The following is a 20,995-nucleotide window of genomic DNA, read 5'->3' as shown; positions in this document are numbered from 1 at the left end:
AATTGTTGAGTTTTCGCGTAGGTGAGTTAGGAGAAAAAGGCAGAACTCTCTGCCTTTTTTCTTATCCAGAATTTCCTGCCAATTACCTCAGAATATATTCCTCAAGAGCCTGATAGGAAGGTAGAGCAGTCATAGCGCCTTTCTGAGTAGTAGCAAGTGCGCCACAGCCGTTAGCCCATTTTACCGCAGACTTAATGACCTCAAGCTGCTGCCAATCATTATATTGAGACAACTTAGCGAGCAAGCCTCCGACAAAAGCATCGCCTGCACCTGTAGTATCAACGGGTGATACTGCTTGGCTGGCAATAAGCTGTTGTGTTTTTTCAAACAGGACTAACGCACCTTTCGCTCCCTGAGTGATTAAGACTAGTGTATTTTTAAACGGTTTTAGTGCTTCCACACCTTGTTCAAGGGTATCGCTGCCTGTCAAAAACAGCAGCTCATCATCCGAAAACTTGACGACATCGGCCAGCGCAATTGCTTCACGTACGATAGGTTTGAGCTCTTCTGGATTTGCCCACACCTCTTCTCTTAAGTTAGGGTCAAAACTTACATATCCACCTGCGGCTTTAATCTGACGCATCGCTTCCAGTGTGCTGCTGCGACTTGGCTCGTTCGCTAGTGCAATTGAGCATACGTGCAGCCACTGACCCTGGGTGAAGGTCGGTAGGTCACTGGTTTCAAGGAATTGGTCTGCACTAGGCTTGACCATAAAGGTAAAGCTTCGCTCGCCAGAATCATCAAGGTCAACAATAACGGTCGAAGTGCGCTGTGCTTCGTCGAGTATCATCATCTGCGTATCGACTTGCTCTTGCTTGAGTGTCTGTTGCATAAAACGGCCGAGGGGATCTTGCCCGACGCGACCAATAAAAGCAGCATCACCGCCCAATCTGGCGATGGCGACTGCCACATTAGCAGGCGCGCCACCTGGGCATTTCAAGTAGCTGGACTCGCTATCTGGAATCAGGTCTACAACTGCATCTCCTGTTACCCAAACTCTGTTTTTCATCATTGCATCTCTTACTTAACTAAATTAAGCTGATTGTATAGCTAAAACGGTTTAGCGATCTAGGTTTGCAGAGATCATTTATCACGATAAAGATCAAATTGTGATCATTGTCAGAGTCTAAACATGAGAGCGCAGTGGCGTTGATTGAGCTAGCAGCAAGGCAGGCTGATAAAGACACCGAGTAGGAAAAGAGAATAATGGCAGGTAAAAAACTGAAATTGGCAGACATCGCAGCATTGGCGGGTGTTTCCAAGTCAACAGTGAGTTTTGTGCTCAATGGACACGCAAAAAAGCACCGTATTCATGAAGACACGGTGGAGAAAGTACAGGCTATTGCTGAACAGTATCATTACAAGCCGAGTATCTACGCCAGAGCGCTCAAGTCTAAGCAGACCTATACCGTAGGCTTAGTCATTCCAGATTTAGCGAACATGGGCTTTGCGAACATTGCTAAACGGTTGGAAATACTGTGTCGGAATAATGGTTATCAGCTACTTATCGCCTCGTCCGACGATGATCATGAACAGGAACAACAGGCAGTAAAGAGCTTGATTGAACGGCAGGTGGATGTCCTGCTAGTGGCAACTTGCATGATGGATGACACCTTCTATCAACCTATCAGTCCAAGCACTCCAGTAATTTTCTTTGACCGTATATTAGAAGATAGCGATTTCATCAATATCAAAACCAATGCTGAAAAAGCGACAAAGGAAGTGGTGGCTCAATTAGCCTTAAGTGGTGAAGAGTGCGTGTATATCGGTGGTCAGCTTAACTTGTCTACGAGCCGAGATCGTTTTAAGGGCTATCAGCTCGGGCTTAAGGATGCAGGTGTGCGTTTTGATGATCGCTACGTGTATACCAAGGATTATCAACCTGAGTCAGGCTACGAGCTCATGGCACTGGCTGTAGAAGATCTAGGGCGTCTACCTAAAGCCGTGTATACCGCCTCGTATTCATTGTTGGAAGGGGCTTTGCGTTTTTTGACCGAGAAGAACATGCTGGATGAAGATATTCGCTTGGCGACCTTCGATAACTACGACATTCTGGATTGCTTACCTGTGAAAATTGACTCGGTTGAACAGGACTGCGATCTGATTGCTCAGACACTATTTGATTACGGACAAGCCATTCTAAAGCAGCCGGAGATGAAAACAGGAATTACGGTGTTGCCCGCCAGAATTCATCGTAGGCGCTAATCTCTTGATTGGTCTTGCATCTCGATATTTGCGGCTGCGAACCTTGATATCGGTGATTTGTCTTTGGATTGATACCAAAAGGCTGGCATTGCGTTGAGAAAGCCTGCTTGTTTTAAGACGTTCTTTTCTGCTTTGGTAATGGTCGCGTAATCCAGAAGGCTGTCGAGAATACGGCGTAATGCTCTTGGTGTGAGTAAACCATCACGCCAGTAACGTTTGATTTCTCCGGTGATCACTTCGTGCGGAACCAGCGGCTCAAGCTCAGCGTGCTTAATGATAGTAAGAGAGCGGGAACGAGGGCAGCGCTGGCGGGCGAGTTCCCAATCTGGCTTGCCTTTCTTAGTGAGGTAATTTTCCCGGAAGCAAAAATAGCTGAAATAGAATCGCTCGATGCTGTGCCAGCGTTCGGCTTTTACTTCCAGAAAAATATGTTCAAATTCAATATCGAGGTCTGTCATCGCTTCTCTCACTTATGGTCGAAGCGATACTACCGACTAACCCATGGCTACGGCAAGAGAATCTGTATTGCGTTGCTTTTTAATCGCCAGCAGAAGCTGAACAAGTAGCAACATACCTGTGACGCCTAGACCAATACCGATACCGCCCCAGATGCCGCCTAAACCAAAGTCTGGCAGTAGCAGCCATGCAGCAGGCAGACCAAACAGCCAGTAGCCGACAGCCGTCACTACAGTCGGGCCAACAACGATCTTCATGCCGCGAAGTAGGTTAATCGCCAGTAGCTGCCACGCATCAACAATGAAAGAGAGCGCGACTACCCATAGAACGGCGACGAGCAGTGTTGAAAGCTCAGAATCCAGATTGAAAATGGAGCCGATCAGCTCAGGCCATAACATGAACACACCTGCCAGCACTACGCTGATCACTGTCGTCAGGCCAAAGCTACGAAGGGCTGTGCGCTTAATACCATCATAGTCTTCCGCACCATAGTCCTGCCCGACCAAAATTGCTGCGGCTTGCGAGAAACCAAAGTTGATGTTCCAGGTGAAGCTCAGACATTGCAGAAGAATTTGGTGCAATGCGAGCGCAGCGATACTGATGGTGCCTGCCATCAAAGTGCCACCGTAAATCAAACCGTGTTCAAGCAGCGCAGCCAGTGCAATAGGCAAGCCCATGGCCAGTAAAGGTTTAAGCAATGATAGCGAGTATTCTTCTGTATTTTTCCACGGCGCAAACGGCATGTATTCAGGGCTCTTAAACACCCAGTAGCCGTAGCCCAGCATCACAATGAATGCCGCTAAAGCGGTACCCGCGCCAAGTCCTGCCAAGCCAAGCTCTAGCTGGAAAGCAAGCAAATAGCTGATAGGTACGTTGAGCGCAACCGTCAGTAATGACATCACCATGATTGAACGTACATTACCGAGCGCACTGGTTAAGCCGCGCAGCACCAGTAGCATCAGAGACGGCAACATGGCCCATTTTAATGCGTCTAGGTATTCCATAGCTGGGCCAGCGAGCTCTTGAGGCTGCTTCGCCAGTGCCAGCAGTTGCGGTGCATATGCAAAACACAAGGTTAAGATCGCAGACAGGATCACCGTCAGTAGTACAGCCCCTTTTACTGCTAAGCGGATTTGCTGATTGCCATATTCCGGCCTCGCAATACGTTGACCATAAGCAATCGCAATTAAGTTCGCCACACAACCCACGGTGCTGCTCGCCACAATAAAGACGAAACTGTAGATGGACGCACCCAATCCTCCGGCTGCCAGCGCAGACACACTGAGTCGCGACATCATCCAGACATCAGTCAGAACCAGTGCCATTGCGATGAGTTGCGAAATTATCAGTGGAAATGCCAGAGAGAGAATTTTTTTCATTGTGTGCCTCGTGATCGTTATCACAATAAGGTACGAGTTTGCTGGCTAGCCTTCAAATGACATTTATGCCACTCTTACATGAGTTCAGATCATGCGAGTGAATTATGTCCCCTTATAACCGTCTCCCTTATTCACACAACGGATTGAAAGTCTTTGAATCTGTGGCGCGCCTTATGAGCTTTACCAAAGCGGCTGATGAGCTTAACGTTACCCAAAGTGCAGTCAGCCGTCAGATAAAGCAACTTGAAGATGAGCTAAAAGCATCTCTAGTGATCCGAAAACACCGAGCGATTGAGTTAACAACGCAAGGGAAAGATCTCTATGAAGTGCTGCGCAAAAACTACGTTGCGCTAGACAGCTTGATTGCTCAGTGGGCGGTGCCGAATAAGAAGCGTATTGTGATCAAAAGTGCGCTCAGTTACGCCACGCGTATTCTGATGCCTAAGGTTGCGATGCTCAACGAGCGATACCCTGAACACGAGATTGTCATCATCCCATCGATTGAAGAAGATCCACCGCTTGATTCTGAAGACTGCGATCTGCTGATCGTGAACACGCGAAAGCGTGAGCGATACCAGAATCGCTCAGATGTAACCTTTCTTCGTGATGAGTTTATGGCGCCGGTTTACGCTGAATCCCTCTCTAAGCAGCATATTCAGTTAAGTGATGTTCTGACGTTGCCACATCTGCATGCCACCCTTGATCATCAGGATTGGAAAAACTGGTTAAGCAACGCTGATCTGGAAGGGGCGAAAAAGGGCAGGGATACTGTGTTCTTCAGCTTGGATTTAGCGCTAAGTGCCTGCCTATCCGGCCAGGGAGTGACAGTGACGGATCTGCTGTTGGTATTACCTGAACTCAAGCGTGAGTTTCTCAAATGCCCTGAACAGCTTTCACTTCAACATAGCGATTGGCAGTACTACTGTTATCAACGTAATCATTCTCCCATGATCAGTGAAATCCTGAACTGGTTGGTCGAACAGACTCAAAATGAGCTGAACCAACTTAAAGTGCTGTGCGACAAATTTGGTTGGAGCCAAGCAGACGTGACCTTGGATTGAACTCACCATCCTAACCAGTAGAGTGGGGGCTCTTTTCCCTCTCTGTAGTGTAAAAATTGCTAAATAAGCTCTGTAAGACAACTCGTTATTCTTCCTATTATTCAGTGTGTTAGATGTAAATAAATGTGCTGTTAAGTTTAGTGTGGAAACGTTTTTTGATTTAACGACATCCGTGCGGATACTTCCCATCATCGATTTATACACACCAGATTTCATGGTGTTCTGGTGTGCATACGTCTCAGTTGGGTATGTGATGAGTGGGAAAACTTATGTTTAAAAGAGCGGCGATTTCGGTTTCGGTACTAACTGCGTTACTTGTTGGTTGTGGCGGTGGTGGTTCTGGCGATGCTGGAAGCACTGGCAAAAATAATATTAATGGTGGTCAAAGCCGTGTTGTTTATCCTATGGGGATCTATGTTGCGACACTAGGAAATGGAAGTGACGATATTCTACGCGCTAGTGATACATCACCGCGTTACATGGGGGTAGGCATTGGTTATCACTATACAGGTGAGCAACAGTTTTGGAGCCAGTCGGTGAGTGTAGATGCTTCAAACGATTATCACAAAGTAGAAGTGTCGGCTGGGTATGAAGTCGCTCAGTCAACAGTGAGTGATGCAATGGAATATGCTTCTAAGCAAGTGAAACCAAGTGGTGAGGTGCTTAGTCGCTCATTACGCAACGCTAAATTGTCGAACTTAGGCTGGATTTTTGGTGAATGGCGAAAAGATCTTTCTGCTGTGCAAAAGGCGCAGATTAAGTCAATTCACTTGGATGATTATGAGTTTAATACACTGGATTATGGCTTTCGGATGACTTCGGAAGATTCTGGCATCCAAGGAGAAGACTTTAATGTTTGGTATCAACAAGTTGAAACTGAAAAACTGATTGACGTTTTGGCTTCTCTGCCAGATACAGAATGGAAAAGCATTGATGCTTACAACCAACCTAATGCCTATAACCGTTACAAATTTACCCAAGTTAACAACGGCCCATTGATGGTCACCGCTTTCATTGAAGACAATGGCGTCGAGTACTGTAAGACTGAGCCAAAGGGTTTCGCCATGTACAATGATAATCAGATTATGCGTTTTGAAACTAAGCTTGAAGCGTCTAACGTTGAGGCGTGTAAAACCTATCTGAAGCAGTCAGGTACCAAGCCATTTGAAGGTGAACACGGCATTCTGATTGGCTTTGTGAAAAGTACCAGTGGTCAATCTCAGATGGCGGTTTATCACACAGGTTTTTATCAAGAAGGCGAATTGGAGAAGCATCAAGCCTTGAGCGGTTCAGGCATGTTTGTGAAGAATTAATCGTAAAACGGAGCTCAATGAGCTCCGCTTTCCTTTCTGTTAACCGCCACAGCAGCTGCAGTTACGTTTGTACTTACTCATTTTACCTATACCTGGGTTAAAGGTATTGGTTGGATCCAATGAGTGGTAGAACTCCTGAAGCTGCTTTTCGGCTTCATAGAGGTGGCCTACGTTATGCTCTGCTGGGTATTTGGCGCCTTTCTGAGTTAAAAGCTCAAGCATTTTCTGTTTGATCTTCTTCGTATCCGCGCCCTTTCTAAAGATGTAATCCTGATGGAAGACATGACACATAAAGTGACCGTAGTAGAGACCCATAACCAAGTCTTTGGTGATCTCTTCTGGTAACTGTTCCACCCAGTCAATGTCGTTTCGGCGCAGGGCAATATCTAGCGCAAGAATGTCTTCCACTTCATTGGAGTGAATGGTTTCATAGCGAATCGCAGCACCCGCAGCCGCAAAGCGATGAAGCAGAGCTTTCTTGCCTTCATCAGCATCACAAACAAAGTACTCACACCCGTCCTGCTTAGACCAGACGTTCTCCAGGTATTCTTTCGCTTCATCGATACCACCATCACTCATTTTTAGGATCAGATGGTGCTCGTACTTATCTCTGAATTCCAGCATGCGCTTAGGAAGGTGCTGTGGGAACAGTTTGGTGAGCCAGTAAAGTGTAATATCTGGCAAATCTTTAGATACAAACGGAATGCGTTTCAGGATCGACTCAACTTTTGCTTTTAGCGCAAAGAACTTAGGCAACTTGTCAGTGCCTAGGTGATGAATCGACAGGAAGACATCTTTACCGTAAGTTTCCGCCAGATTGAAAATGTCGCGGTGCATGTATTCGCCCATTTCTGGCAAATGCTTAAAGCCACTCAGCATGTCACGGCGCAGCATCGTCATCTTCGCTGGATCGCTACAGCCGATGTAGAAAAGCTGTTCTTTTTCAGCGACAGGGTTGGTATCGACACGGACTGCAAACACTGCGAGCTTACCTGCACAGCCACTGGCTTCAAACAGGCGTCTGGAATCAGCATTAAAACGGGAAGGGGTTTCTGCATCGACGTCACGAACGCGAGCTTCGTACTCTTTGTCTGATGCCATCGCATCACTGTGGATGATCTTAGAAGGGTCAAAGTTGCCTTGTTCAACATTGGTCAGGATTTCTTCTGGCGTTTCACCAAGGCCTTCGATACCTAAATGATTCACAAGTTCTAGTTTGCCTTCTTTGGTGACCTGGCCAAACAGCGCTAATTCCGTGTACGCAGGGCCGCGTTTGACTAAAGCACCACCGGAGTTGTTGGCAATACCACCAACAACTGTTGCGCCAATTGAAGAAGAGCCAATCACGGAATGAGGCGCACGGTTAACGGATTTAAGCTTCTTCTCAAGTTGGTGAAGGCTCACACCCGGTAAGCTGATGATCTGTTTGCCGTTTTCAATCAAATGCAGCGAGTTAATACGCATGATGTTGATCACCACAACTTCTCGGTCGTAATCGTCACCACTTGGTGCAGACCCTTCAGTCAGACCGGTTTTGGCGGCCTGCATGATCACAATGCAGTTCGCTTCTACCGCGGCCTGAAGCAGGCGCCACTGTTCAACTAATGAACCGGGAAACAAAACTGCCAGTGCTTTGCCTTTACCCGAGCGGAAGCCTGAGCGGTAATATTCGGTTTTTTTGTTATCGGTTAACACATGGTCTTGGCCGACAATGTTGATGAATGTCTGAATTAGCGCTTGATTACTCATGGCGTCCCTTTGCTTCCTTTGTGACGTGCTTGTTATTTTCTGGTTTTGCATATTTTAAATTCGAAACTCAATTCGAACCAGAAGCAGAAATTCACACTTGTGTGTTTTCTCGGTCAATAAAACACGCTTTGGAAGCTGAATCACCAAATATCAATCACTTAAGCCAGTATTATTCTTCGATTATTGGAAGAAGTATCATTGTCTTTTTCCAAAATTGACATAATAAGTGAGGAGCTAGAGGCGTTGAATTGTAAAAAATAAGTGATCAAACCCTCACTTAGCTCAATGATTTGACCTTGGCAGGTATAAAGAAGAAATAAGCGGCAGTGATCGACCACTGCCGCTGAGAAGGCTAGAGTTTTTCAGCCTGATCGAAGGCCATAGACACCGCGAGAGTTTGCGCTAGGCACAAAGACGCAGACTGAGAACGAAATGCATCCACTTTGGCTTCTTTGACCACAAAACACACGTCGCTGAACGCTGCGAGCGGGCTGATTTGGCTATCGGTAATCACAATTTGATGTGCACCGGCTTTGGATGCGACTTCGCTTAGCATCACGGTTTCTTGCGCGTAAGGGCTGAAACTGATGGACACGATGGCATCTTTAGGGCCAATCATGCTCAGTTGTTCTTTGAACATTCCACCAAGGCCATCAATAAGGAAAGCGCGCTTATCCAGATGACGTAGTGCGTAAGTCAGATATGACGCGACGCTAAACGAGCGTCTAAGTCCAATAAGATAGATATTCTCCGCATTACGCAGGATATCAACCGCCTGCTCTAATTTTTCAGCTGAAGTTTGAGCGGCAAGGTGATTCATTGCCTGAGAATTAGCGCGGGCAAATTCCTCCAGAATGTCTTTTGGCGTTTCTGGTGGGTGAGGTTCTCCCTCTAGCTGTTTATACAGTCTGGCTCGATCGGTATAGCTGGTGGTTTCCTCAACCAGATTACGACGAAACAGTTGTTTCATATCATTGAATCCGCTGAAGCCAAATGCACTGGCAAAACGAATTAGAGTCGATGGAGGTACTTCGGCTTGCTGAGCAATAACGGCAACAGTATCAAATGCAACACTGTTAGAATTATCAAGCACATACTTAGCTACTTGCTGGAGTCGCTTACTCAGGTCAGAGTAATTATTGCGGATCTGATCCTGCAGCTCTCCGAGCGAACTGGCCGCTTTCATGTCACTCTCCTAGGTTCGGAATCTGAAATAAATCTTCCGTAAAGATACCTTAAATTCGAAAATCGTGAAATATTTGTTTCAGAACGAGATTAGTGATGGCTTCCAAAAATGGTCAGAAGCTGGATGCGAGAAGAAAAAAGCGCCGCAACGTAAAGCGGCGCAAACAGGGTAATCCCCAGAAGCTATTGCCATATCAGGGCTGACGTTGTGAGCGCAGCGTCAGACAAGATATTCGTGAAAGGACAATAGCTTCAGCCCTACAAAACGTTATTTGCTTTTCTTGTGACGTTTCATATCGAACATCACAGCAAAAATGATGACTAAGCCTTTGACGATTTGCTGCCAGTACGCTGAAACATTGAGCAAATCGAGCCCGTTTTGAAGCACACCCATGATCATAGTGCCTATGATGGTGCCCTGAATTGTACCGATACCGCCTGCATGGGATACACCACCAACGGTTGCAGCGGCAATCGCATCCAGTTCATACATGACCCCAAGACCCGGTTGACCAGAGTTAATGCGTGCAGCCAGAATCAAGGCCGCAATACCCGCCAGAAGGCCTGCGTAGGTGTAAACCAGAATTTTGTATTTATTGACGTTGATACCCGAGACGTAAGCTGCAGTTTCGTTGCCGCCAATCGCGTAAGCGTACTTACCGAAACGGGTGTAGTTGAGCAGAATGTAGGAGACAAAAGCCATGACGATGAATATCACCACAGGTACAGGAAGTCCAGCAATGTTGCCTTGTCCAATCCACTGATAGGACTCTATCAGACTACTGACCGGGCGGCCATCTGAGTAGAGCAGGGCAGCGCCACGCGCGACGATCATCATCCCTAGCGTTGCAATGAATGGCGGAATACCTGTGTACGCGATTAAGGCGCCGTTAATGTAGCCACACAATGCACCTACCGCTAATGCTGCGATGATGGGCACGATCACTGGAAACTCTGGCATGTTCGGATACATGCGCATACTCCAGTCGAGTGTTTGCGCCATACTGGCCGATACCACCGCTGCGACGGCCAGCACTGAGCCGGATGAAAGGTCGATACCACGAGTGATAATGATGATGGTCACGCCCAACGCTAGCAGACCGATACTGGCCATCTGAGTAACCACATTGAGCAGGTTTGCCACGGTCAGAAAGACGGGAGACAAAATCGTCATCACGATACACATGGCAACAAAAACAATGTAAATCGCGTACTTAGAGACAAGACGTTTGAAATTTTTGTTTGGCTCGCCTTCGGTTGAGGTAGCCTTAATCAGTTTTGCAATCATAACTGCATTCCTTGAATTACTTCTTAATCACCTGCCAGGCAGGTGAACAAATCCTGATAAACGAATGACGATCTGAGACCTTAATTGAGCGCCATTGACATGATTTTCTGCTGCGTTGCTTCTTGCCCTTCAATCGCACCTTTTAGCTGACCTTCATGCATGACTAGAATGCGGTCACTCATCCCCATCACTTCGGGCAGCTCGGAGGAAATCATCACCAAACTCTTACCCATACCGGTAAGCAGGCGCATGAGTTTGTAAATTTCAGACTTAGCACCAACATCAATACCGCGTGTGGGCTCATCGAGGAACAAAATGTCAGGCTTGGTCAGCATCCAACGGGCAAGCAGCACTTTTTGCTGGTTACCACCACTGAGGTTGTCGATGGTTTCGTACATGCCTGGAGTTTTCACTCTGAGCTTTTTACAGTGGTCTTCGCTGTCTGAGCGCATCTTGCGAACATCAAGCACATTCACCACTTTGTTACGGTATGCGTCGAGATGAGCAATGGATGTATTCGCAAAGATATCGAGCATCAGATATAAGCCGGAATGGCGTCGATCTTCGGTCAGGAAAGCCATCTTGTGGCTGATTGCGTCTTGTGGGGTTTTGATTTCCACTTCATTTCCGTTGATGCGGATCACTCCGGTGTCTTTCTCGCGAACCCCAAACAGAGTTTCAATCAGTTCCGTACGACCTGCACCCACCAGCCCGGCAATGCCAAGAATTTCGCCTTCGTGAAGGTCAAAGTTAATGTTGCTGAAGGCGCCTTCAACGGAGAGATCTCGCACTTCAAGACGAGTTTTGCCCGGTTTGGCTGTCGGAGGTGGGAATACGTCACCAAGATCTCGACCCACCATCATCTGCACCAGTTCTTCGTTATTGGTCTCTTTGGCTTCTCGTTCACCAATAAAGCAACCATCACGGAAGACGGTAATGTCGTCGCAGATGCGGAAAATCTCATCCATTTTGTGGCTGATGTAGACGATAGCGCAGCCACGACTTTTCAACATTTCAATGATTTCAAACAGATGGTCGACTTCTTTGTCGGTTAGAGCGGAAGTCGGCTCATCCATGATGATGATTTCTGAGTGGTAGGAGATGGCTTTGGCTATTTCAACCATCTGCATCGTTGCCACCGTCAGTTCAGTCATCGGGGTTCGTGGATCTAAATCCAGATCGAGCTTTTTCAGCAGCTCTTCGGTATCGCGATACATCTTATCGTGGTCAATTAGCTTTAACGGCCCCTTAAGCGGTTCGCGTCCCAGCCAGATGTTCTCTGCAATACTGCGATATAAAATAGGAGAAAGCTCCTGATGGATCATAGAGATACCTGATTCCAGCGCTTCTTTTGCGCCCGAGAACTCAACGGCTTCTCCTTTGTAGCGAATGGTGCCACTGTCACGCTGATAAATACCGAACATCACCTTCATCAGGGTTGATTTACCAGCGCCGTTTTCCCCCATCAATGCCATGACTCGGCCTTGTTTAAGGGTAAGCTGAACGTTGTCTAATGCTTTAACACCAGGGAAGGTTTTGGTGATACCACGCATTTCGAGTAAAACTTGACTCATAACTACTACTCCAAAAAGTGCTCTGCACTGAAGGTGCAGAGCGCTGTTATTCCATTAACCTTTTTGTTTCGCTTCGAACGCGGCTAGGTTGTCCTGTGTGACCAGCTCTGCTGGGATCCAAGTAATTTGATCGTGCTGTTTACCTTTAACGGCATCAACTGCGGCATCAATCGCGCCACGAGCCTGACCACCTCCGTCTTGGAATACCGTCGCATTCAGAGAACCATTCTTAACTGCGATCAGACCATCTGGCGTAGCGTCGACACCAACGACTAAGGTGTCATCAAGTTTGCCCGCTGCACGTAGAGCCTGAATTGCACCCAGTGCCATGTCATCGTTGTTAGCCAAGATAATGTCTAACTGGTCGCCAGAGTTGAGCCAGTTTTCCATAACGGTCATCCCTTGAGCGCGCTGCCATAGACCTGTTTGCTTACGAACCACATCGAAATTTGGTTTGTCTTGGAAGAAATCTTCCACACCCTTAGTTCGCATGATGGCGGCTTCCTGAGTCAGCATCCCCATCAGGATACCCACGTTGCCACCGTCTTTAATGTTGGCGGCGTATTCCGCCTGCGTTTCGCCGAACTTCAGCTCTTCAGAGCCAACGTAGAAAACGCTTTCCGGCAGGTAAGAAGGACGTCGGTTGAGATACACCAGCTTAATACCGGCATCAAGGATGCGGTCGGTCATTGGTTGAGTTGCGTCAGTGTTTACAGGGACGAGAATAATTGCGTCCATTTGCTGGACGATAAAGTTCTCTACCTGACCCAACTGCTTCGCTGTATCTTCCTTGGCATCGACAAAGGTCAGTTCAACTTTGCCGTCAAATTGTTGCGCGTATTTGTCCATTGCATCTTTCATGTACACCATGAAGGTGTCATCAAAGTTGGGAATGGCAACGCCGACCCGTGTGACGTCCGACTTGGCTTCTTCCTGACCACAAGCTGTCAGTAGAAGTAACCCAGAAGTCACGAGTAGGCCTTTAAGTAAGGTTTTAGAGGTAGTGGCGAGTTGTTTCACCTTGGTCAGCAGCATGGTAAGTCCTTGATGTAATGATGGCATCATTGCCTCCTTCGTTCTTGTTCAACCGCGTTCCACACATAATGAAATTTTCATTTCATTTTTGCTTGAATGCGGCTGTGAGTCCTATTCAGCTGTTTCAATCGTTATCTTTTCAAACTTGCAAAACATACTTCATTGGTTTGAAAAATATTTTTTATTGGTGTCGGTGAGAAACTATATGTGGATGTTTGAATTCTGACCAGTCGAATTGTTTCTCAATTGTTAAAACTGTTATCGCGATCTCACTGAAATTTACATTTCAATATGCCGTTCAATATTAAATTATTGATTTATAATAAATAAAAAATTTTTGTGACCTGTTTCTGATATTTGTGTTAATTGAGTCTTTCATTTGTGGAATTTTTGTTTCAGCGGAAAATATTGAATGGTATTTTGATAAATATTTTTCATTTTATGTGTGTCTTAGAAATGAAAAGAATGGATTTGAGTAAAAAATGGCCATGGATCACAGTCTGGATTTTGCATTTCATTTTTCATTGAAAATGAAACAAATGTTTCGTATAAAGGTTGTGAAACACAAATAACCTTATTCGGCGATAGTTGGAAACCGGGTTGGTGTCCCCGGTTAAAACCAGCAAAGTATTAAAGGAGTAACCAAATGAAGGCCATCGATAAGAAACTCGATCTTATATGTATGGGACGTGTGGCCGTTGACCTGTATGGGCAACAGATTGGTGCCCGTCTAGAAGACATGGGGTCGTTCGCAAAGTATCTCGGTGGGTCATCGGGCAATGTTGCCTACGGTACGGCGCGTCAGGGCTTGAAGTCATCTATGCTAGCGCGTGTTGGTGATGAACATATGGGCCGATTCGTGCGTGAAGAGCTGCAAAGGCTCGGAGTAGACACCAGCCATCTGATCACCGATCAGCAACGCCTGACCGCGCTGGTGATTTTAGGGATCAAAGATGAGGACACGTTTCCACTGATTTTTTATCGCGATAACTGCGCAGACATGGCAATAACGTCTGACGATGTAAGCGAGGAATATATCGCTTCAGCCCGTTGTCTAGCGATTACAGGTACGCATTTGTCTCATCCTCAAACAAGGGAAGCAGTGCTAACAGCGCTGAAATATGCTCGCAAACATGGTGTAAAAACAGCGCTGGATATCGACTACCGACCAGTATTGTGGGGGCTGACTTCCATTGGTGATGGTGAAACACGTTATATTGAATCAGAAAACGTTACAGCATCACTTAAAGAGGTGCTGGGATTATTCGACCTTATTATCGGTACAGAAGAAGAATTCCATATTGCTGGAGGGTCTGAAGATACTTTGCAAGCGTTGAAGAGTGTACGTGAAGTATCGGATGCGGAACTGGTCTGCAAACGAGGGCCACTTGGCTGTTCTGTGTTTAGTGGTGAGCTACCAGACGATCTTGACGGTGGTATCAACGCTCGCGGCGTAAGAGTAGAAGTGCTCAATGTACTCGGAGCTGGGGATGCGTTTATGTCTGGGTTATTGCGTGGCTACCTCAATGGTGAGAGTTGGCAGCAGTCTTGTGCGTACGCAAATGCATGTGGCGCGCTGGTGGTTTCAAGACACGGCTGTGCGCCAGCAATGCCAAGTAAGGAGGAGCTGGATGATTATCTGGCGCGAGCAGAAGAGGTACCGCGTCCGGATCTTGACTCACACCTCAATCACCTTCATCGAGTAACAACGCGAGATAAAGAGTGGGATGAGTTGTGTGTACTGGCGTTCGATCACCGTATTCAGTTTGTCGATATGGCGCGTTCAGTCGGTGCTGATATCAGTCGGATTTCTCCCCTTAAAGAACTGATCTATAAAGCCAGCCAGGAAGTGGCGTGTGAGGCCGACTTGCAAGGTAAAGCTGGTTTATTGTGCGATGGCTCTTTCGGTCAATCGGTATTGAATCAGGTTACGGGCAGCGGTTGGTGGATAGGGCGTCCAGTCGAGCTACCGGGATCGCGCCCACTAGAGCTTGAGCACGGCAACATCGGTTCACAATTGATTGACTGGCCACTTGAGCATGTCGTTAAGTGTTTGGTGTTCTTCCATCCGGAAGACAATCATGCGTTGCGTTTGGAGCAGGAAAAACAGGTGCAGGAAGTCTACACCGCCTGCTGCAAATCCGGCCATGAAATGCTTTTAGAAGTTATTCTACCCGCTGACATGGAGCGCGATGACGCCCTTTACCTTCGCGCCATGCAGCGCTTCTATAACCTAGGTGTGAAACCTGACTGGTGGAAGCTTCCACCGATGCAAACAGAAAGCTGGCAAACGGCTGAGGCACTGATCAACGAGCGTGATGCGCATTGTCGAGGCGTAGTATTGCTCGGGCTAGATGCGCCGGAAGAGGTGCTGCGTGAAGGCTTTAAGCAAGCTGCGCAGAATAATGTAGTCAAAGGCTTTGCGGTCGGGCGAACTATATTTGGTCAGCCGTCTCGTGCTTGGTTAGCTAATGAGATAGATGATCAAACTCTCATCGATCAGATTAAACGTAATTACCACAACCTGATAAGTCTGTGGCGTGAACGTGGTCAGGAGGGGTAAAGAATGACGAAGACAATCCGACTGACCATGGCTCAAGCGCTGGTGAAGTTTATGCAGGCGCAGAAAGTGGAAGTAGATGGCCAACTGCAACCGATATTTGAAGGTGTATTTGCCATCTTTGGTCATGGCAATGTTGCAGGTTTAGGAGAGGCGTTGTTCCATGTGAACGATGAACTGCCGACCTATCGCGCGCACAATGAACAAGCAATGGCGCACAGTGCGATTGCCTTTGCAAAAGCCAACAACCGCCGCCGCATGATGGCAGCAACGACATCGGTTGGTCCGGGCGCGCTGAATATGGTGACCGCTGCGGCTTTGGCTCACGTTAACCGTTTACCCGTCTTGCTTTTACCGGGCGATACGTTTGCGACTCGCGAACCGGATCCTGTCCTTCAACAAGTTGAAGACTGGAGTGACGCCACCATCACGCCGAACGATTGCTTTAAGCCAGTGAGCCGTTTTTTTGATCGCATTACTCGCCCTGAGCAGTTGTTGAATAGCTTACCTCAGGCAATGCGAGTACTGACCGATCCGGTTGAATGTGGCCCTGTGACGCTTTCTCTCCCTCAGGACGTGCAGACCATGGCTTTTGATTACCCTGAACATTTCTTTGCAGAAAAAGTCCATCGCATCCGCCGACCTGGGGCAGATGAGCATGAACTCCAACTTGCTATTGAGAGCATAGCGCAGGCTAAGCAGCCACTGGTTATCGCGGGAGGAGGTATCCATTACGCAGAAGCAACCCAAGAGTTCAGCGACTTTGTGGAAGCCTTTGGCTTGCCCGTCGGTGAAACACAAGCGGGCAAAGGCGCATTGGCATGGGATCACCCGAGTAATCTAGGGTCGATCGGAGTTACGGGCTCAGAAGCAGTTAATACGCTTGCCAGTGAGGCAGACGTAGTCATCGCTGTCGGGACTCGCTTACAGGACTTTACTTCCAGCTCTCGTGCGTTGTTCCGTTCTGATGCCAAGATTGTGTCACTCAACGTCAATGGATTCGATGCGACCAAGCACTACAGCACCCCTTTGGTTGCTGACGCCAAACATACCTTGCCACAACTCGGCAGTGGTCTGATTGGTTGGAACATTTGCCCTAACTGGAAGAGCAAAGCGGAATCACTGCGATTGAAATGGAATGAAACCGTCGAGATTGCGATGACTGATCGCCAAAGCGAGTTACCCACCGATGCGGAAGTGATTGGTGCTGTTAACCGTGCCGCGCAGGAGAAAGACATAGTTGTCTGCGCGGCAGGCGGCCTGCCGGGTGAGCTGCATAAACTGTGGCGGACACGTTACGACAAGGGTTACCACCTTGAGTATGGTTTTTCGTGTATGGGGTATGAAATCGCTGGTGGGCTTGGCGTCAAAATGGCGAAGCCTGATTCAGAGGTTTTCGTCATGGTGGGTGATGGCTCGTATCTGATGCTTAACTCTGAAATCGCCACTTCGGTGATGTTAGGTCAGAAGTTGGTTGTGGTGGTGTTAGATAACCGCGGTTATGGCTGTATTAACCGCCTTCAGCAAGCTTGTGGCGGTGCGGGTTTCAATAATCTGCTTCAGGATTGCAATACCGTTGAGGCGGGGGCACCGAAGACCGACTTTGCCGGACACGCGCGCTCACTTGGCGCTAGCGCAGAAAAAGTGGGCAACATTACTGAACTGGAGCAGGCGTTGATTCGCGCGAGAGCTGCGGACAGTACGTATGTCATCACGCTGGATACCGATCCGCTCAGTACCACTGAATCTGGTGGTTCATGGTGGGAGGTCGCTGTGCCAGAAGTTTCAGTTCGTGAGCCAGTGCGAGAAGCGCGTAAACGCTACGAAGCAGCCAAGAAAGATCAGGTTATCTAAGGGAACAATCATGACAGTACAACTAGGAATTAATCCACTAACGTGGACGAACGATGACTTGCCGTCTCTTGGGGCTGAAACACCACTTGAAACGTGTTTGTCGGAAGGAAAACTGGCGGGTTTCGCTGGATTTGAATTGGGTAATAAATTCCCGCGTGAAGCGAGTCAACTTGGGCCAATCTTAGCCGGACATGAGTTGCAATTAGTCTCTGGCTGGTACTCTGGCGAGTTGCTGACTCGTAGCGTTGAAGAAGAGATTGAAGCCGCGCAGTCGCATCTGACGTTGCTGCGAGAACTCGGTGCGAAAGTGATGGTGTTTGCTGAAGTGACAGGTTGCATTCATGGCGACCAAACAACATCAGCGCATTTACGTCCTCATTTCCCGGAAGACAAATGGGAGGAGTATGGCGAAAAACTGTCTGAGTTTGCCAGATACACCCAGAGTCAGGGCGTTCAAATTGCTTATCACCACCATATGGGAACGGTTATCGAGTCGGCACAAGACATCGACAATCTAATGATGCACACCGATAAGGAAGTTGGGCTGCTTTTGGATACCGGACATCTCACTTTTGCTGGTGCGGATCCGCTTGCTGTTGCTCAGCGCTGGGCTCATCGCATCAACCATGTTCACACCAAGGATGTGCGTCTTGATGTTCTGGCAGACGTCAAGAACCGTAAGACCAGCTTTCTTGATGCGGTATTGGATGGCGTGTTTACGGTGCCTGGTGACGGTGGCGTGGATTTCCCGCCCGTACTTAAATTGCTGGCAGAAAACGGTTACCAAGGCTGGTTAGTGGTGGAAGCAGAGCAAGATCCGTCGGTGGCGCATCCGCTGACTTACGCCAAATTAGGATTCAAAAATTTACATCAATTTGCCTCTGATGCTGGTTTGTTTAACCAGTAGAGCAGGGAAGGAGCTCGATAAATGGAAACGGTTCAGAATTTTATTAATGGTCAACTAAGCGAGAGTCATACAGGTCGCTTCGCACCTGTATTTAACCCTGCGACAGGCGAGCAAAGTCGCCAAGTCGTGTTAAGTTCGGCCGCGGAAACCGCCGAAGCGATTGCTGTAGCTGAGAGGGCTTTCCCTCTATGGGCGAAGACACCGCCTCTCAAGCGTGCCCGTGTGATGTTCAAATTCAAAGCACTACTTGAACAAAATATGGATCGTTTGGCGCGAGTGATCTCCAACGAGCACGGTAAAGTCTATTCAGACGCTGTTGGAGAGGTGACGCGTGGTCTGGAAGTGGTTGAGTTCGCATGTGGCATACCACATCTTCAAAAAGGGGAGCATTCAGCCAACGTCGGGACGGGTGTCGATAGCCACTCACTGATGCAACCTCTGGGGGTTTGTGCGGGTATCACGCCGTTTAATTTCCCTGCTATGGTACCAATGTGGATGTTCCCAGTTGCCCTTGCGACAGGTAACACCTTTGTCCTTAAGCCATCGGAAAAAGACCCGAGTATGGCCCTGATTATGGCTGAACTACTGAAAGAAGCAGGGTTGCCTGACGGGGTGTTCAACGTTGTTAATGGCGATAAAGAAGCGGTGGACGTACTACTTACAGACCCTAGAGTTCAAGCCGTCAGTTTTGTTGGTTCGACGCCAATTGCCGAGTATATCTACAGCACCGCTTCTGCACACGGTAAGCGCTGTCAGGCATTAGGGGGAGCCAAGAACCATTGTGTGCTAATGCCAGATGCAGACCTTGATATGGCAGCTAACGCTATCATGGGGGCGGCCTTTGGTGCCGCAGGAGAACGTTGCATGGCGTTGTCAGTGGCGGTTGTGGTTGGCGATGAAACTGGTGACAAGCTCATCGCCCAGCTTGAAGAGAAAATTGCGCAAATGCGTGTCGGGCCGGGGATCGTAGATGGGCGAGAAAATGATATGGGACCTGTGATCTCAGCACCGCACAAAGCGAAGATTTGCGACTACATCACATCAGGTGAACAACAGGGCGCCAAGCTAGTGGTTGATGGTCGTGATTTTGTGGTGGAAGGACACGAAACAGGTTACTTTGTTGGCCCGACGCTGATCGACAATGTTTCACCAGACATGACGATCTACAAAGAAGAAATCTTTGGCCCCGTCTTGTCGGTAGTGCGAGTTGAAGACTACGAGACAGCGCTGGACCTGATCAATCGTCACGAATACGGCAATGGAACCGCAATATTTACCCGTGATGGTGAAACGGCTCGTCAGTTTGGTGAAGACGTGCTGGCTGGCATGGTTGGAGTGAACGTGCCTATTCCAGTACCTATGGCATTCCACAGCTTCGGCGGCTGGAAGCGTTCGGTATTTGGCCCACTCAATGTCCACGGCAATGATGGTGTTCGTTTCTACACCCGAATGAAGACGGTAACAAGCCGCTGGCCTACGGGTGTGAGGCTCGAACAACATGCGAGTGCCTTTACTATGCCGACCATGGACTAAGTGACTGCTCCGGCTTATTGACGAAAAATCCCAGCATAAATCGCTGGGATTTTTTATGTTCAAATGCCTGAGAGTGGGGTAAGCAGACCCTAAGTGTTGACCCTTTTAAGCATTGCACGAATGCTAGCAGCGGCGATCAACTTATGAAAAGGAATGATCGCCAGCAAGTAGGCGTAACCAATCCATGTCCGAGTATTGACTAAAGTGGAGAGCGTGAACCGCCCCGGAGCGAGTTTGACCACTGAAAGGGAGACTTGCATATGTTTGTCCTCACTGGTGCAAATGATCTCACTCTCTGAGAGTAATTCGACTTGATGTAATCCGATGCCTTGTCCCTGCCGTAAATCTTCGACCCGCAACGTCATCTTTTCTGCTGACGCAGCAAAGCCTAACGGAGCGACCAAACGGTTTCTCAGCGCCATCAGTGTTTCAACGATGTTTGGAAGGTGGCCAAATACATCCACGTAAACCTGACTAGGGGAGCGTTGTTGGTCTGGGATCTCAAAGCTCAATGCGTCACAAAAGCCCCGTTTCTTTAAGCGCCCAACCAGTGCACTTTGTGCTGGGAGCTCACTGCTTGCGAGTGTTTTCATCATCTCTCCTGCATCATCTGTTTTAACGTGTCTCTTACTTCCGAGCCTCCAATGAGAGCGAGAAACAAAAGGCCTCCCGGGATCAACAGCGCCATCATTATCGGCCTTAATACGTAGGAGAAACAAAACAAGCTCGGCATAAATACCAACCACTGGCCTAATAGAGTCACGACTTTCTTGAGGTTATCTTCCATTGCATTCTTTCCTAATTATAAAATTGAGCGCGCTCAATTAATAAGTGAGCACGCTCAATTTGTCAACTCATCTGGGTAGAGGTATGATCTAGCAGCAATATTTTGGATG

17 protein-coding genes are annotated in these 20,995 nt (G+C 47.9%); 7 read left to right on the top strand and 10 right to left on the bottom strand.

Annotation, left to right across the window (positions count from 1 at the left end):
• Nucleotides 1–82: 82 nt before the first annotated feature.
• A complete protein-coding gene (locus VIC_RS22500) occupies nucleotides 83–1,012 on the bottom strand; it encodes an aminoimidazole riboside kinase (protein WP_006962678.1) in 930 nt (309 codons plus the stop codon).
• 194 nt (nucleotides 1,013–1,206) lie between these two features.
• On the opposite strand from VIC_RS22500, the gene VIC_RS22495 reads away from it, so the two are divergent.
• Nucleotides 1,207–2,205, top strand: coding sequence for a LacI family DNA-binding transcriptional regulator (locus VIC_RS22495; protein WP_006962677.1), 999 nt, complete (start codon nucleotides 1,207–1,209; stop codon nucleotides 2,203–2,205).
• On the opposite strand, the gene VIC_RS22490 is transcribed toward VIC_RS22495, so the two are convergent.
• Nucleotides 2,202–2,663, bottom strand: coding sequence for a hypothetical protein (locus VIC_RS22490; protein ID WP_006962676.1), 462 nt, complete (start codon nucleotides 2,661–2,663; stop codon nucleotides 2,202–2,204). The two genes, VIC_RS22495 and VIC_RS22490, sit on opposite strands and share 4 nt — an antisense overlap.
• Before the next feature lie 36 nt (nucleotides 2,664–2,699).
• A complete protein-coding gene (locus tag VIC_RS22485; RefSeq protein ID WP_006962675.1) occupies nucleotides 2,700–4,040 on the bottom strand; it encodes an MATE family efflux transporter in 1,341 nt (446 codons plus the stop codon).
• 104 nt (nucleotides 4,041–4,144) lie between these two features.
• Between VIC_RS22485 and VIC_RS22480 the strand changes: the two genes are divergently transcribed.
• Both VIC_RS22480 and VIC_RS22475 read left to right on the top strand, forming a co-directional pair.
• On the top strand, nucleotides 4,145–5,101 hold the full coding sequence (locus VIC_RS22480; RefSeq protein WP_080555965.1) for a LysR family transcriptional regulator: 957 nt from the start codon (nucleotides 4,145–4,147) through the stop codon (nucleotides 5,099–5,101).
• Between the two features lie 269 nt (nucleotides 5,102–5,370).
• On the top strand, nucleotides 5,371–6,414 hold the full coding sequence (locus VIC_RS22475; RefSeq protein WP_006962673.1) for a hypothetical protein: 1,044 nt from the start codon (nucleotides 5,371–5,373) through the stop codon (nucleotides 6,412–6,414).
• A 39-nt stretch (nucleotides 6,415–6,453) separates the two neighbouring features.
• On the opposite strand, the gene dld is transcribed toward VIC_RS22475, so the two are convergent.
• The 5 genes from dld to VIC_RS22450 all read right to left on the bottom strand — a co-directional run bounded on the left by dld (nucleotide 6,454) and on the right by VIC_RS22450 (nucleotide 13,272).
• The gene (gene dld / locus VIC_RS22470) at nucleotides 6,454–8,163 is read right to left on the bottom strand and encodes a D-lactate dehydrogenase (protein ID WP_006962672.1); all 1,710 of its coding nucleotides are present in this window, start codon (nucleotides 8,161–8,163) and stop codon (nucleotides 6,454–6,456) included.
• 352 nt (nucleotides 8,164–8,515) lie between these two features.
• Nucleotides 8,516–9,349 carry a MurR/RpiR family transcriptional regulator gene (locus VIC_RS22465; protein ID WP_006962671.1) on the bottom strand — a complete coding sequence of 278 codons (834 nt, stop codon included), beginning with the start codon at nucleotides 9,347–9,349 and terminating at the stop codon, nucleotides 8,516–8,518.
• Nucleotides 9,350–9,616: 267 nt separating this feature from the next.
• Complete coding sequence (locus VIC_RS22460; RefSeq protein WP_006962670.1) at nucleotides 9,617–10,636, bottom strand: ABC transporter permease; 1,020 nt, start codon at nucleotides 10,634–10,636, stop codon at nucleotides 9,617–9,619.
• An 80-nt stretch (nucleotides 10,637–10,716) separates the two neighbouring features.
• Nucleotides 10,717–12,210 carry a sugar ABC transporter ATP-binding protein gene (locus VIC_RS22455; protein ID WP_006962669.1) on the bottom strand — a complete coding sequence of 498 codons (1,494 nt, stop codon included), beginning with the start codon at nucleotides 12,208–12,210 and terminating at the stop codon, nucleotides 10,717–10,719.
• 54 nt (nucleotides 12,211–12,264) lie between these two features.
• On the bottom strand, nucleotides 12,265–13,272 hold the full coding sequence (locus VIC_RS22450) for a sugar ABC transporter substrate-binding protein (RefSeq protein ID WP_019275214.1): 1,008 nt from the start codon (nucleotides 13,270–13,272) through the stop codon (nucleotides 12,265–12,267).
• A 619-nt stretch (nucleotides 13,273–13,891) separates the two neighbouring features.
• Between VIC_RS22450 and VIC_RS22445 the strand changes: the two genes are divergently transcribed.
• From VIC_RS22445 to VIC_RS22430, 4 genes are read left to right on the top strand one after another with little or no spacing between them, the layout of a single operon-like run.
• Nucleotides 13,892–15,808 carry a bifunctional 5-dehydro-2-deoxygluconokinase/5-dehydro-2-deoxyphosphogluconate aldolase gene (locus VIC_RS22445; protein WP_006962667.1) on the top strand — a complete coding sequence of 639 codons (1,917 nt, stop codon included), beginning with the start codon at nucleotides 13,892–13,894 and terminating at the stop codon, nucleotides 15,806–15,808.
• Between the two features lie 3 nt (nucleotides 15,809–15,811).
• Nucleotides 15,812–17,659, top strand: a complete 1,848-nt coding sequence (iolD, locus tag VIC_RS22440) for a 3D-(3,5/4)-trihydroxycyclohexane-1,2-dione acylhydrolase (decyclizing) (protein ID WP_006962666.1) — start codon at nucleotides 15,812–15,814, stop codon at nucleotides 17,657–17,659.
• Between the two features lie 10 nt (nucleotides 17,660–17,669).
• The gene (iolE, locus tag VIC_RS22435) at nucleotides 17,670–18,566 is read left to right on the top strand and encodes a myo-inosose-2 dehydratase (protein WP_006962665.1); all 897 of its coding nucleotides are present in this window, start codon (nucleotides 17,670–17,672) and stop codon (nucleotides 18,564–18,566) included.
• A 21-nt stretch (nucleotides 18,567–18,587) separates the two neighbouring features.
• The gene (locus VIC_RS22430; RefSeq protein WP_006962664.1) at nucleotides 18,588–20,099 is read left to right on the top strand and encodes a CoA-acylating methylmalonate-semialdehyde dehydrogenase; all 1,512 of its coding nucleotides are present in this window, start codon (nucleotides 18,588–18,590) and stop codon (nucleotides 20,097–20,099) included.
• 89 nt (nucleotides 20,100–20,188) lie between these two features.
• On the opposite strand, the gene VIC_RS22425 is transcribed toward VIC_RS22430, so the two are convergent.
• Both VIC_RS22425 and VIC_RS22420 read right to left on the bottom strand, forming a co-directional pair.
• Complete coding sequence (locus VIC_RS22425) at nucleotides 20,189–20,692, bottom strand: DUF2867 domain-containing protein (protein WP_006962663.1); 504 nt, start codon at nucleotides 20,690–20,692, stop codon at nucleotides 20,189–20,191.
• Nucleotides 20,692–20,886 (bottom strand): hypothetical protein, encoded by a 195-nt coding sequence (locus VIC_RS22420; protein WP_039952522.1) that lies wholly within the window; start codon nucleotides 20,884–20,886, stop codon nucleotides 20,692–20,694. The genes VIC_RS22425 and VIC_RS22420 overlap by 1 nt, the downstream gene beginning before the upstream one ends.
• Nucleotides 20,887–20,995 lie beyond the last annotated feature (109 nt).

This window comes from Vibrio coralliilyticus ATCC BAA-450 (assembly GCF_000176135.1).
GTDB classification, from domain to species: Bacteria; Pseudomonadota; Gammaproteobacteria; order Enterobacterales; family Vibrionaceae; genus Vibrio; species Vibrio coralliilyticus.
This window is presented reverse-complemented; position numbering and strand designations above follow the sequence as displayed.

Excerpts from the sequence above, each read along its gene's own strand:
- VIC_RS22465 (WP_006962671.1), bottom strand. The coding sequence starts at position 9,349 with ATGAAAGCGGCCAGTTCGCTCGGAGAGCTGCAGGATCAGATCCGCAAT.
- VIC_RS22455 (WP_006962669.1), bottom strand. The coding sequence starts at position 12,210 with ATGAGTCAAGTTTTACTCGAAATGCGTGGTATCACCAAAACCTTCCCT.
- VIC_RS22450 (WP_019275214.1), bottom strand. The coding sequence starts at position 13,272 with ATGCCATCATTACATCAAGGACTTACCATGCTGCTGACCAAGGTGAAA.
- VIC_RS22460 (WP_006962670.1), bottom strand. The coding sequence starts at position 10,636 with ATGATTGCAAAACTGATTAAGGCTACCTCAACCGAAGGCGAGCCAAAC.
- iolD (WP_006962666.1), top strand. The coding sequence starts at position 15,812 with ATGACGAAGACAATCCGACTGACCATGGCTCAAGCGCTGGTGAAGTTT.
- VIC_RS22500 (WP_006962678.1), bottom strand. The coding sequence starts at position 1,012 with ATGATGAAAAACAGAGTTTGGGTAACAGGAGATGCAGTTGTAGACCTG.
- VIC_RS22420 (WP_039952522.1), bottom strand. The coding sequence starts at position 20,886 with ATGGAAGATAACCTCAAGAAAGTCGTGACTCTATTAGGCCAGTGGTTG.
- VIC_RS22430 (WP_006962664.1), top strand. The coding sequence starts at position 18,588 with ATGGAAACGGTTCAGAATTTTATTAATGGTCAACTAAGCGAGAGTCAT.
- VIC_RS22485 (WP_006962675.1), bottom strand. The coding sequence starts at position 4,040 with ATGAAAAAAATTCTCTCTCTGGCATTTCCACTGATAATTTCGCAACTC.
- VIC_RS22490 (WP_006962676.1), bottom strand. The coding sequence starts at position 2,663 with ATGACAGACCTCGATATTGAATTTGAACATATTTTTCTGGAAGTAAAA.
- VIC_RS22475 (WP_006962673.1), top strand. The coding sequence starts at position 5,371 with ATGTTTAAAAGAGCGGCGATTTCGGTTTCGGTACTAACTGCGTTACTT.
- VIC_RS22425 (WP_006962663.1), bottom strand. The coding sequence starts at position 20,692 with ATGAAAACACTCGCAAGCAGTGAGCTCCCAGCACAAAGTGCACTGGTT.
- dld (WP_006962672.1), bottom strand. The coding sequence starts at position 8,163 with ATGAGTAATCAAGCGCTAATTCAGACATTCATCAACATTGTCGGCCAA.
- VIC_RS22445 (WP_006962667.1), top strand. The coding sequence starts at position 13,892 with ATGAAGGCCATCGATAAGAAACTCGATCTTATATGTATGGGACGTGTG.
- iolE (WP_006962665.1), top strand. The coding sequence starts at position 17,670 with ATGACAGTACAACTAGGAATTAATCCACTAACGTGGACGAACGATGAC.
- VIC_RS22480 (WP_080555965.1), top strand. The coding sequence starts at position 4,145 with ATGTCCCCTTATAACCGTCTCCCTTATTCACACAACGGATTGAAAGTC.
- VIC_RS22495 (WP_006962677.1), top strand. The coding sequence starts at position 1,207 with ATGGCAGGTAAAAAACTGAAATTGGCAGACATCGCAGCATTGGCGGGT.